Consider the following 12805-nt stretch of genomic DNA (forward strand, 5'->3'; position numbering starts at 1 on the left):
TAAATCTAGTGAAGCTACATCCCGCTAAAACAAGCCAAAATCAGAAATTCAATAGGGCTTGTTGGAGTGATGATTTCAGGGAAGATATTATTTTTGGCGCTGGTCAAAAAGTGTAATCAGCCCCTGGCTATAACTGAAGATGTGCAAGGTTACGTTTGGGTTGGTACCATCAACGGTCTAAATCGTTTCGATGGTAATGAATTTAAACAATTCTATGCAGGAGATGATAATAAGTCATTACCAAGCTCATTTATTCGAAATTTCCTAAATATTGATAATGGTGATTTACTTATAGGAACTGATAAAGGGTTAATATTATACAACCCTAGCAATGGAACCTTTTTCAAAAATGAAATATCATATCTAGTCGGAGAGAAAGCGATATGGTCTCTATCAAAAAATGGGGATGAAATTTTAATAGGATTAAAAAATAGAGTTATTGCTTACAATTATTTAGAAAACAAAACAACGTTAGATTCTGAATCAAAAAACTATAATGAAGTAAAAAAAATTATCAAGTTATCTGACCAGTTTTTTTTAAGAAATTATGACGGTGATGTTTACAAAATAAATCAAAACACAGAAAAAAAATTAATTAATTACTCAAATGACATAACATTACTGAATAATGAAGTAATAGCAGCAACTAACAGTGGGGTTTATTTATTAACTAATAAAGCCGAGCTGATATCAGATGCGATAATAAAAACATTTAGTTTACAGGAAGAAGAAAAAAATAGTGAACTAGGAATAATAAGAAACAATTTATTCAACATCTCATATAATAATGGAAGATTAAACTTAACTAAAATTGGCTCGCTAAACATAAGCGAAGAAAGGTTAAATAACACACTAATATCAATAAGCCTTAATCATATATACTTATCTAACTTTGTAGACGGTTTTTTTGATATATCAAGAAGAATAAACCAACTAAGAAGACTAAACATACCAGAGTCAAACATTTGGTCTATGATTAAATTAGACGATGAATTACTAATTGCAGATAATACGGAAAAATTAAAGTCATACAATTTTTATACAAAATCCATTTCGGAAAAAAACAATAAATTCACATCTGGTCCTAAGACACTAGCGAAGATTGAAGATAAAATTTTTATAGGTACATCTGATGGCTTGATTATTAAAGATAACATAACAAAAAATGAGAAAAAGATACTAAATGATATAATATTTAGCATTAAAATTTTTGATAGAATGATTTTTGCATCTACATTTGACGGAGTAGTATACAAACTAGATCCTGATGGGTCTTTAATATCTAAAATAGATACTGGAACCGGTTACCCAATTTACGATACACTTTTAGATGGAAAAATACTATTAATCGCATCTCAAAATGGTTTATTAAAATATGAGAATTCAAAGCTAGAAAAAATATTCAATGACGATTTTGTATTTAGCATCACCAAAAACAATAACAAAGTTTATTTTGGAACAAGGAACTCTGTTTATTTATTAGAAAAAAATAAGATAACAAATATATTAAACAGAAAAAAGATAATCTACTCAATGACCAACATAGATAACACTATAACTATAGCATCAAATAGAGAAGTGATAATCATTGATACTGAGAAAAACAAAAACTATACATTAAATACTAGTGATGGTTCTTTTAATGATTACAATACCCAGTCAGCGCTAAAACTCAATGACAAAGTATTACTAGGAAGTACTGAAGGCTTATTATTATTAGACCCAAAACTTTTAATGTTGAATATTGAAAGTGAAAAGTCAAAAAAAATTAACATTGAAGAATTTTTATTATTTAATACACCGGTAAAAACTGGAAGTGAGAAACTTGAAAGACCAATAAACCTCACAAAGTCAATATCACTAAAGTACTCAGAGTATCCATTTTCATTTAAGTTCAATGTTTTAGGTGAAAAAAGCACGGACTTCGAATATTTCTATTATTTAGAAGATTTAGAGAAGGACTGGTTATCAACAAATGGAAGTAATACAGTTACCTATACGAACCTTTCTGCTGGTGAGTATACATTTAGGTTATATGCTGAACATAAATTTACAAAGAAAAAAACCGATGTAAGAAGTATTAAAGTGATAATCACACCACCATGGTGGTTATCTAATTTAGCCTTAGGTATATATACTACGTTTGTAATCATTATTATATTGCTGACTATCAGGGCTATAAACAAACGCCGGCAAACACAAAAACAAATCGCCTTGAGTGAAGAACGGTTAAAATTATCCTTGTGGGGCAGTGGCGATGAAATGTGGGACTGGGATATTGAAAGCGGTAAAATTTATCGTTCTAACATATGGGGATCATTAGATTTTCCTCAAGACGGCCGTCGTTCAGGTAACCCTGATGAAGAGAGCAACATTCACCCCTTAGATAGAGAGCGAGTAGCAAAAGCGCTTAATGACCATTTTAACTCCATCACTGACCACTTTGAAATTGCCTATCGTGTTAAAGCACGCAACCAACAATGGATCTGGATTTTAGACCGGGCAAAAATTGTTGAACGAGATCAAAAAGATCAACCTTTACGTATGACCGGGACAATCAAAGACATTAATAATATTAAACAAGCTGAAGAACAATTACGTTTGTTTGCTCGCGCAATTGAGAACATTTCAGAAGGGATGTTCATTTTAAACGAAAAATATCAATTTGTTGAAGTCAACGAAGCTTGCTGTGAACTCACGGCATCTACTCATGAAAAGTATCTTAATGAAACGCTCAGCTTTAGTCGTTACCCTGAAAGTTATTCAGAACAGATTAGGACGATTTTAAAACAACAAGGTAGCTGGAGCGGTGAAGTAGAAGCCAGCAAAGGCACGGATGACTTTTTCTTAATGGAACTCACCATAGATGCCATTTACAACGAGCAAGGTGAAACAAGTCATTATGTTGGGGTATTCTCGGATATTACTCGCCGTAAACAACAAGAAGAAGAACTCAGAAAGCTGACCAACAATGATTTATTAACAGGCTTACCTAATCGTTCAAGCTTACAAGTCACCTTAAGCAACCTGGTAAAAAAAGACATTCATCATACCCTCATGGTGCTCGACCTAGATAACTTCAAACGGATTAATGATTCATTAGGTCATCAAATTGGCGATGATTTATTGATTGGAGTTGCAGAGCGTATCAAACTCGCAATACCTGAACATGCCAGCTTATACCGATTAGGCGGCGATGAATTTGCATTACTAGTTGACCAGTTTCCAGACATTGGTAATTGCGCAGCAATAGCAACGAAAGTCATCAATTGTTTAAAACCAGCATTCAATATCAATAATGAATCACTGGTCTTAGGGATCAGTATTGGGATTGTGCTGTATCCCGAAGATGAGCAAAATGAACAGGCGTTACTGCGTAAAGCTGACATTGCCATGTACCATGCGAAGTCTGCGGGAGGTAGCCGTTATCAATTCTATTCTGAGTCATTAAACCAAAATGCGTTACGCCAACTTGAAATTGAAAACCTGATAAGAGAAGCCTTAAAAGACGATTTGTTTGAGGTGTATTACCAGCCTAAAGTCGATGTAAAAAGAGATCGTTTAGCCGGTATGGAAGCGCTGGTACGCTTAAACCACCCTAAACTGGGGTTAATTGGCCCTAATGAGTTTATTCCGTTAGCAGAGGAAAACGGCCTGATCGTCGAAATTGGTGATGTGGTATTACGCAAAGCCTGTTTCGCAGCGCAAAAATGGTTAGAGTCAGGATTATTTGATGGTCGAGTGGCTGTCAATTTATCGTCAAAACAATTTGCACTGGTTGATTTACAACAGCGCATAGAGTCAATTTTACGACTGACAAAACTGCCAGCGAAACATTTAGAGTTAGAAATCACTGAAGGCACTGTAATCAAAAACCCAGAACAAGCCATTAAGGTTATGCAGCAACTGGCTAAAATGGGTGTAAGCTTGGCACTTGACGATTTTGGTACTGGTTACTCGTCATTATCGTATTTAAAACGCTTCCCAATTAATTGTTTAAAAATTGACAAGACTTTTGTTGACGATATCGATAAATCGGACCGCGACCTTAAAATGGTCGACTCCATTATCACCATAGCTCACAATATGGGGCTATCAGTTGTTGGCGAAGGTGTTGAGCAGACAGCACAACTCAACATCTTAAAGGCGCTGAATTGCGAAGAAATTCAAGGTTATATATACAGTAAACCAATTAAAGAAACCGATTTTGAACTCATGTTAACAGCCGATAAACTTAAACATGAGCCTTTAACGCAAACGCTAATGAAAAAATAAATCATTCTCTCTTACTTTTGGCATGTTAAATGCTAATTCATGCTCAGTAGTCAAAATAATATTGATATTAACCCTGAGCTTGAATAATAAATAAGAGAGAATGAAAAATGATTAAAGGAATAATTACACTAGCAGTGTTATCGGCGTTATCTAACGGAGTGATAAATAACACTCAAACATCAGAAACAGCCAGAGTCCCTGGAGTAAAAGTTCTAGACGCCCAAACCGCACGAATCCCTGGTGTACGAGTTCTGGAGTCACAAACGGCCAGAGTCCCTGGGGTTAAAGTCCTAGACGCCCAAACCGCACGAATCCCTGGTGTACGAGTTCTGGAGTCACAAATGGCCAGAGTCCCTGGGGTTAAAGTCCTAGACGCACAAACCGCACGAATCCCTGGTGTACGAGTTCTGGAGTCACAAACAGCTAGAGTCCCTGGTGTACGAGTTCTCGAATCACAAACGGCCAGAGTCCCTGGGGTTAAAGTCCTAGACGCCCAAACCGCACGAATCCCTGGTGTACGAGTTCTGGAGTCACAAACGGCTAGAGTCCCTGGGGTTAAAGTCCTAGACACTCAAACTGCTTAAGGAGAATATGATGTTTACTTCTCTAAAAATCGCCCTAGGTTTAGCGAAACCCGCTCGTAAAAAGGTGAAACTGCCTGAAGGGTTGAACCATTTAGAAGTTATCCAAGCTAAAGCTTGGTGGAAATAAACTTCTCAATACCAAAAAAGGAGCCTAGGCTCCTTTTTTGTTGTGTCTATGCTACTAAATCACTATCACTAAACTCATTGTCACTAAACTCATTGCCACTAAACTTGCTAACACTTTATCCGGTAACCACCATGTCGAGCCAACTTCACGTCAGCAAGGTGCTTATGGGCACTGAACAACGGATAAGTAAGCGGCCCCAGTATCAGTGCTAGGCACCCCCACCTTTTAACCGCTAATCCTTGCTTATAAGCAGCAAAGGCAAATGCCACACAACTACTTGCACTCGATAACACAAGAATCACCAACCAACTTAACTGCATACTACTTACCCCAACTGTACCGAAAGCTCATCCATACTGTGTCGTAATACTAAAGCTATAATGTGCTCAGTTATTTAGCACTAAAGTCCCTGTGTCAATCAATTCTGATTTAGCCTGTAAATATGATCTACACAACTAAAGAGTGCGTACTATACCTTAAACGCAGGTTTAGTTCGATTAAAATTCAGGCAAATAAATGCCGTACGATAACCACAATGCGGCAACAACTTGCCGCTTTTTTATGCACACTATTGTCGTGTGGTAAATAGTCAAAATCATAGACAATAAAAAACCGCTCAAAGTGAGCGGTTTTCATTAACAACAATCACCAATTAGCTGCTATAAAACTGGCTACCATCGCTGGCCATTTTCACCAATGTATCACACGGCGCAAAACGCTCACCGTATAATGATTGATATCCATTTAATGTATCAACTAAGTTCTTAGCCCCTAGGGTGTCAATATAACGGAAAGGCCCGCCTAAGAATGGTGGGAAACCAATACCAAATATCGCCCCGATGTCGCCATCTCTTGCAGAAGCAATAATGCCCTCTTCAAGACAACGAACCGCTTCGTTTAACATTTGGACAGTACAGCGCTCCGCGACATCTTTGGCTTCTTTATCTGAGGCAATTAAGATGTCGAGCACTTTGTAAACTGACTCATCGACCAATTTATCTTTTTTGGCTTTTGGTCCATATTGATAAAACCCTTTACCATTTTTACGCCCTTTACGATCATCAGCCAATAACTTATCAAATGCGGCTGGAGCGCTAAATCTCTCACCAAGCTCTTTCTCTAAAATAGGCGAAATCTTAGCGCCAACGTCTATGCCCACTTCGTCAAGCAAGGTCATCGGACCTACAGGGAAACCAAATTTAACCAATGCACGATCTAAATGCTCAATACGCTGTCCTTCTAATAACAACTGAGCAGCTTCGTTCATATACAAAGCTAAAATACGGTTTACATAAAAACCAGCACCGTCTTGTACAACAATCGGAGTTTTACCTTGCTTGCGAGCAAAGGCTACTGTCGTTGCAATGGTTTCTGGTGACGTAGTTTTATGGGCAATAACTTCCACTAACGGCATTTTTTCTACCGGTGAGAAGTAATGCAAACCAATTACATTTTCAGGGCGACTTGCCGCTGCGGCAATTTGACCAATAGGCAGCGATGAGGTGTTTGAAGCAAAAATGGTGTTTTCGCCACATTCACGTTCGACATCTTTCACCATTTGATGCTTAAGCGCTAAATCTTCAAATACCGCTTCAACGACAATATCAGCATCTTTAATGCCGGTGTATTCAGTGGTTGTGGTCATCAGCGACATAATATTGTCACGTGCCGCTGGCGTCATATGACGACGCTTAACACCTTTATCTAACAACTTATAAGCGTACGATAATGCGTTGCTTAAACCCTGCTCTGAAATATCTTTAACGCGGGCAGGAATTTTCGCTTTGGTTGTTGTAACAGAGGCAATACCGCCGCCCATTAAACCGCCGCCCAATACCATCACTTTTTTCACCTTGCGTGGTGAAGCCCCTTCAGCGCCGGTTTCCTTCTTCATTTCTGTGGTGGCAAAAAACAAGCTACGTAGTGCAGCTGACTCTTTAGACATCACTAGATTAGCAAAGTGAGTGGCTTCAACTTCAAGCCCTTTAATCATGCCTTTGTTCATACCTTGACGAACACAGTCAATAATCTTAGCTGGTGCAGGGTAATTACCTTGGGTTTTCTTCATGACCTGCTTACGAGCTTGGTCAAACATAATATCGCGGGTAAATGAACTAGACTCTAAAAATTGATTAATTTTAGATTGTTTTACTGGCTTAGCCGCTTGTTTGCCTTTTTTAGCTAACTCTACTGCGGTTTCAACTAAAATTGAATTGGGTACAACATCATTTACCAAGCCCATTTTTAAGGCTTGCTTAGGGCGAATTTGCTTACCTGTCAGCATCATATCCAGTGCAGCTGCAATCCCAACCAAGCGAGGCAGGCGTTGTGTACCACCACTACCAGGCAATAAACCTAGTTGTACTTCTGGCACACCAAGCATGGTTTTTTTATCGTCACTACATACACGTAAATGACATGCCAATGCTAACTCTAACCCACCACCTAAGCACGCACCATTAATCGCCGCGACAACAGGGATAGACAAGCCTTCAAGTTCAGAAAATACCACGTGCCCTTGCTGAGACAGCGTTTTTGCATCTGCTTCGCTTTTGCATGCTGCCAACATGGTAATATCGGCGCCAGCAACAAACGAGTCCGCCTTACCAGAAGTCACCACCAAACCTTTAATGCTGCTGTCAGCTTTGATTTCAGCAAGAATCTCAGTGATTTCAGGTCCAAATTGTTCTTTTAAGGTGTTCATGGTTTCACCAGGAACGTCCATAGTTAAAATGGCAATACCATCATCACGACGAGCTAAATTAAATGTCTTTTCCATGCTCATTACTCCACCTCTAAAATCATTGCTGCGCCTAAACCACCAGCAGCGCAAGCTGTTGCCAAACCAGTACCACCGCCACGACGCTTAAGTTCACGACATACCTGGGTAATTAAACGCGTACCCGTTGCCGCAAATGGGTGACCATAAGCTAACGAACCACCAAGCACGTTAAACTTGCTCATATCAATATCGCCAATAGCGCGGTTACGTCCCAGCTTTTCTTCAGCAAACTTTTTCGAACCAAACATTTGCATGTTCGCTAATGTTTGCGCTGCAAATGCTTCATGCATTTCAATTAGAGTTAAATCTTCTAACTCCATACCGGCGCGCTTAAGGGCCAACGGAGTCGCATAAGAAGGCCCCATCAACATGTCTTGCCACACATCAATGGCGGTAAAGGCATAACTCTTAATGTAACCAATAGGTTGATAACCTAATGCCTTAGCACGGCTTTCGCTCATTAAAATAATCGCAGAAGCACCATCAGTTAACGGTGTACTGTTGGCTGCTGTTACCGTACCGTGTTTACGATCAAAGGCAGGACGTAATTTGGCATAAGACTCAAGCACTGAGTTTTCACGGATATTATTATCACGATCGATAAACTGCTTATAAGGTGGAATATGGGCTGTCATCACTTCATCGTGAAGGAAACCTGCATTCCAAGCTTCTGTGGCCAAAGTATGTGAGCGATGGGCCAATGCATCTTGATCTGCACGGCTAATATGATAAGTCTTCGCCATCTGCTCAGCAGTTTGCCCCATAGACAAACCCGTTGAGTATTCTGCAACGGCTGGCGGTACAGGCAATAAATCTTTTAAACCTAAACGTCGTGCAATCGCAAACTTATCTTTAAAGGTGCGGGCTTTGTTTAAATCGACTAAAGCATGAGCCAGTTTTCTCGAGACTCCAATGGGTAATACTGAAGACGAATCAGAACCACCCGCTAAACCGATTTCAATATTGCCAGTCATAATTGACTCAGCGACATTAACGGTAGACTGGAAACTAGTAGCACAAGCTCGAGTGACAGAATAAGCATCTGTATTGACGTCCATCCCAGTTCCTAACACAATTTCACGCGCGATATTAGGTGCCGCAGTCATTTGAACGACTTTACCAAATACAAGTTGTTCAATTAATTTAGGGTCAATTTCAGAGCGAGACAGTAACTCATTCACCACCATTTTGCCCATATCCAATGCATTCACGCCATGAAAAGCCGTTGCTTGTTTCGCAAATGGGGTTCGTAAACCAGCCACAATCGCAATACGATCGCCCCGGGCATTCGTTACCTGTTGTCTATCACTCATATGTCACCCTTCTATTATTGTTAGCTCATCAAGGCAGAGCCGATAAGTATTCTATTTTGGCCAGATTATCTGGTCAGACCATCAAAGTGTGATCTGATTCTAACTTTTTATTGAATAGTTTTAAACAGGCGTTTACAACTATCTGATTCATTAATAGTTAAAATATGTTAATCCTACTAGCCAAAAACCCATAGAATTCATAACATAGGCTTCAATAACCCCAATGCAAACAAAATAAATTGAGTACAGCTATGCCGTTAAGTCGTTTCCACTCACTGCGCGCCTATTTAGATACTGTTGTATTAGGTCAGCCCGTATTAACCGAAAACCTATTAATTGCACTTATCGCCAATGGCCATTTATTAGTTGAAGGCCCACCAGGCTTAGCCAAAACCCGTGCTGTAAAAGCACTTTGTGATGGTGTTGAAGGCGAGTTTCATCGTATCCAATTTACGCCAGATTTGTTGCCCGCCGATTTAACCGGAACTGATATTTACCGTCAGCAAACCGGGACATTTGAATTTGAAGCTGGGCCCATTTTCCACAACCTTATTTTGGCTGACGAAATTAACCGAGCACCGGCTAAAGTGCAATCAGCACTATTAGAAGCAATGGCTGAAGGCCAAGTCACGGTGGGGAAAAACAGTTATCCACTACCAGAACTCTTTTTAGTGATGGCAACACAAAACCCATTAGAAAACGAAGGGACTTACCCGCTACCCGAAGCGCAGCTAGACCGTTTTTTAATGCACTTAAATCTGGATTACCCCAGTGCAGAAACTGAATGCGAAATTTTGCGTCAATCACGAAAAGAAGCCCAAACACATCAACTGCCAACTATTGACCCCGTAGCCCAAGCAGATGTATTTGCCGCGCGTGATCAAGCGTTAGAAATTTACCTAGCCGACCCACTTGAAAAATACATCGTCGAAATCGTTATGGCCACTCGCCAGCCCGCTCGATACAGTAGTGAACTTGCAAAATGGTTAGAATATGGCGTTAGCCCACGTGCAACCATTTCATTAGAACGTTGTGCGCGTGCCCGAGCATGGTTATATGAACGCGATTTTGTATCTCCTGAAGATATCCAGGCTGTTGCGCCTAATGTGCTTCGTCACCGTCTGTTATTGAGCTATCAAGCACAAGCAGAAGGTGTCACCGCCGATCAGGTTATCGACCATATTCTTAGCCAAGTTGCCGTACCTTAAAGGCGCAGTTGCATGTTGATATTAGTAAGTATGATAACGCTATGATGCACGATACTCAGTCACTGCCACTCTACAGCGATGGTGTGAATCTAACCGAACAAGAACTTATTGCGTGTCAAAGCTTGTCAAGGGCGATCCCTGACCGACAATCTCGCGCAAAAGCGGCTTTATCGGGTCATCGTAGTAGCCTAATTAAAGGTCGCGGCATGGAGTTTGCCGAGGTGCGTCACTACCAAAATGGTGATGACGTACGTACCATTGACTGGCGAGTAACGGCGCGTACCGGAGTGGCACACACAAAATTGTTTGTCGAAGAGCGCGAACGCCCTATTCTGCTACTTATTGACTTGAGCCACAGCGCTTATTTTGGCTCGCAATTGTTATTGCAATCAGTACAAATTGCCCACTTAGCTACCACGCTAGGCTGGAATGCAATCAATCATGGCGACCGCCTAGGCGCGCTCATCGCCAGTGAGTCTACTCATTTAGAGCTTAAACCTCGTAGCCGCCGTCAAGGGATTTTACAGTTAACCTCCGGGTTAATTGACGTTCATCAACAACAGTTAAGCCAAATTAATCAGCTTGTGTCAGCCCCTGACCATATGTTTAAAGCTTGTCAGCGATTACAACGCATTGCTAAACCAGGTTCATTGATTTGGATTATTAGTGACGGTCAACATATTAATCAACAGTGTTTAGCCCCGCTTACAGAGTTGTCACGCCATTGTGATATCGGCGCCTTTATGATCACCGACCCCCTTAGACAAGGTACATTAGCCTTACCGAAGCAGTTCACCCTACCAGTGCGAGACGGTCAACAACAACTGACGTTAACGCGCCAAAGTTATGATGCATGGTTAGCCAATCAGCAATCACAACAACAGCAATTTATTAACTTAATGAATTTGATTAAAGTGCAGCCAAGATTAATTGATGCCGCTAAACCACTCAGTGCCCAATTGGATATTTTACGTTAAATGACAACCTCAAATTCGCCAATGCCACCAATCACAACCGACGTTAATGCTGGGCCATTAGCACAGCTACAAGACATCAAATTGCCCGACCCCATCAGTGCGATGCCCATTGCACCGGGTTATTGGATTATCGCTGCGCTAATAATCACCTTACTGGCTTGGTTTAGTTTTAAACTGTATAAAAAATATCAACATCATGCACCAAGAAGAATGGCGCTTGCCATGCTAAATCAATACGACATTAATGATGATGATTTTGCTGCAAACGTAAATAGCTTACTTAAGCGCACCGCAATGACTTACCTGCCGAGGCAACACCTGGCAAAATTAAATGGTCAGCCTTGGTTTGCTTGGTTAGATACACGCTTACCAAGCAAACACCAACAACAAATGGGTGAGCTGTTGGTTAAGCGCCACCAGGCGAGTGGCTTAAGCATTCAAGATAAACAACAATTATTATTGTTAGCCAGGGCTTGGTTAAGCAGCACGCAAGCCTTTAGCGACCACACATTAATCACCACCAAAGTGCAGGAGGCCTAATGTTAGCTTTATATTGGCCATGGTTATTGCTATTACTGCCTTTACCACTATTGATTAAACAAACCAAAACCAGTGATGTCGGTGGACACTTGCAAATACCGGGAATTGCGACGGCAACTACGGTAATGCATACCTGTAAAAACAAGCAAAGCCGAAAACGTTATTGGTTAATGTGGACCTTTTTATTAATCGCCATCGCCAGACCCCAATGGTTAGGTGAGCCTATTGAGCTACCCTCTAAAGGTCGCGACTTAATGATGGCCGTTGACTTATCCGGCAGTATGCAAATTGAAGACATGGTGATAAATGGGCAGACAGTCAATCGTTTCACCCTTATTCAGCATGTGCTTAGCAACTTTATTGAGCGCCGAAAAGGCGACAGACTTGGACTGATTTTGTTTGCCGACCACGCCTACCTGCAAGCCCCATTAACCCAAGACCGCCGTTCTGTAGCCACTTTTTTAGCGGACGCACAAATTGGTCTCGTGGGCAAACAAACCGCCATTGGCGAGGCAATTGCCCTGGCAGTAAAACGCTTCGATCAAGTGGACGAAAGTAACCGTGTATTAATTTTATTAACTGACGGCTCAAACAATGCCGGCAGTATTGAACCAGAAGTGGCTGCGCAAATCGCCGCCAAACGTAACATCACCATTTACACCATAGGTGTTGGGGCTGAAGTATTTGAGCGTCGCACAATATTTGGTAAAGAACGCGTTAATCCGTCAATGGATTTAGACGAAGCCCAATTGAAAAAACTGGCTGAGATGACGAATGGCTATTACTTTAGAGCGCGCAACACTGAAGAATTAGACAGCATTTATCAACAAATCGATAAGCTTGAACCCGTCAGTCGCGACCAGCTCAGTTATCGCCCTAAAAGTGAATTATTTTACTGGCCTTTGTTAATGTCTTTGCTTATCAGTTTACTTATTGTATTACAGCAACAATGGCCGACGTTGTTTGCTCCTAAAAGCATCACCAAAGGAGCTAACTGAT

8 protein-coding genes and 1 pseudogene are annotated in these 12805 nt (G+C 40.7%); 7 read left to right on the plus strand and 2 right to left on the minus strand.

All coding sequences use genetic code 11. From position 1 onward, the window contains the following. The 3 genes and pseudogenes from IEY48_RS13640 to IEY48_RS13650 form a co-directional block, all read left to right on the plus strand. Positions 1 to 116, plus strand: a pseudogene (locus IEY48_RS13640) (ISAs1-like element ISSpu13 family transposase); the annotation flags it as partial. Continuing rightward, positions 94 to 4275, plus strand: a complete 4182-nt coding sequence (locus IEY48_RS13645) for an EAL domain-containing protein (RefSeq protein ID WP_229786466.1) — start codon at positions 94 to 96, stop codon at positions 4273 to 4275. The pseudogene IEY48_RS13640 and the gene IEY48_RS13645, both read left to right, overlap by 23 nt. A gap of 107 nt (positions 4276 to 4382) precedes the next feature. Then, positions 4383 to 4859 (plus strand): hypothetical protein, encoded by a 477-nt coding sequence (locus IEY48_RS13650; protein ID WP_188921225.1) that lies wholly within the window; start codon positions 4383 to 4385, stop codon positions 4857 to 4859. Positions 4860 to 5638: 779 nt separating this feature from the next. Here the strand turns inward: IEY48_RS13650 and fadJ are convergent. Both fadJ and fadI read right to left on the minus strand, forming a co-directional pair. After that, positions 5639 to 7765 (minus strand): fatty acid oxidation complex subunit alpha FadJ, encoded by a 2127-nt coding sequence (fadJ, locus tag IEY48_RS13655; protein ID WP_188921227.1) that lies wholly within the window; start codon positions 7763 to 7765, stop codon positions 5639 to 5641. A 5-nt stretch (positions 7766 to 7770) separates the two neighbouring features. After that, positions 7771 to 9081: an acetyl-CoA C-acyltransferase FadI gene (gene fadI, locus IEY48_RS13660; protein ID WP_188921229.1), complete on the minus strand. Its 1311-nt coding sequence runs from the start codon at positions 9079 to 9081 to the stop codon at positions 7771 to 7773. A 251-nt stretch (positions 9082 to 9332) separates the two neighbouring features. Between fadI and IEY48_RS13665 the strand changes: the two genes are divergently transcribed. The 4 genes from IEY48_RS13665 to IEY48_RS13680 are packed head-to-tail and all read left to right on the plus strand — an operon-like array spanning position 9333 to position 12804. After that, a complete protein-coding gene (locus IEY48_RS13665) occupies positions 9333 to 10289 on the plus strand; it encodes an AAA family ATPase (RefSeq protein WP_188921231.1) in 957 nt (318 codons plus the stop codon). 41 nt (positions 10290 to 10330) lie between these two features. Continuing rightward, positions 10331 to 11266: a DUF58 domain-containing protein gene (locus IEY48_RS13670; protein WP_188921233.1), complete on the plus strand. Its 936-nt coding sequence runs from the start codon at positions 10331 to 10333 to the stop codon at positions 11264 to 11266. Further along, the gene (locus IEY48_RS13675) at positions 11267 to 11806 is read left to right on the plus strand and encodes a DUF4381 domain-containing protein (protein WP_188921235.1); all 540 of its coding nucleotides are present in this window, start codon (positions 11267 to 11269) and stop codon (positions 11804 to 11806) included. It begins immediately after the preceding gene. Beyond that, positions 11806 to 12804 (plus strand): vWA domain-containing protein, encoded by a 999-nt coding sequence (locus tag IEY48_RS13680; RefSeq protein ID WP_188921238.1) that lies wholly within the window; start codon positions 11806 to 11808, stop codon positions 12802 to 12804. Before IEY48_RS13675 ends, IEY48_RS13680 begins: the two co-directional genes overlap by 1 nt. Position 12805 lies beyond the last annotated feature (1 nt).

Origin of the sequence: Shewanella saliphila, from assembly GCF_014648295.1 — a bacterium.
GTDB lineage: Bacteria > Pseudomonadota > Gammaproteobacteria > Enterobacterales > Shewanellaceae > Shewanella > Shewanella saliphila.

What these genes read in the sequence shown, in the direction of transcription:
- IEY48_RS13650 (WP_188921225.1), top strand. Translation starts at nt 4,383, where the DNA reads ATGATTAAAGGAATAATTACACTAGCAGTGTTATCGGCGTTATCTAAC.
- IEY48_RS13680 (WP_188921238.1), top strand. Translation starts at nt 11,806, where the DNA reads ATGTTAGCTTTATATTGGCCATGGTTATTGCTATTACTGCCTTTACCA.
- IEY48_RS13670 (WP_188921233.1), top strand. Translation starts at nt 10,331, where the DNA reads ATGATGCACGATACTCAGTCACTGCCACTCTACAGCGATGGTGTGAAT.
- IEY48_RS13675 (WP_188921235.1), top strand. Translation starts at nt 11,267, where the DNA reads ATGACAACCTCAAATTCGCCAATGCCACCAATCACAACCGACGTTAAT.
- fadI (WP_188921229.1), bottom strand. Translation starts at nt 9,081, where the DNA reads ATGAGTGATAGACAACAGGTAACGAATGCCCGGGGCGATCGTATTGCG.
- IEY48_RS13665 (WP_188921231.1), top strand. Translation starts at nt 9,333, where the DNA reads ATGCCGTTAAGTCGTTTCCACTCACTGCGCGCCTATTTAGATACTGTT.
- fadJ (WP_188921227.1), bottom strand. Translation starts at nt 7,765, where the DNA reads ATGGAAAAGACATTTAATTTAGCTCGTCGTGATGATGGTATTGCCATT.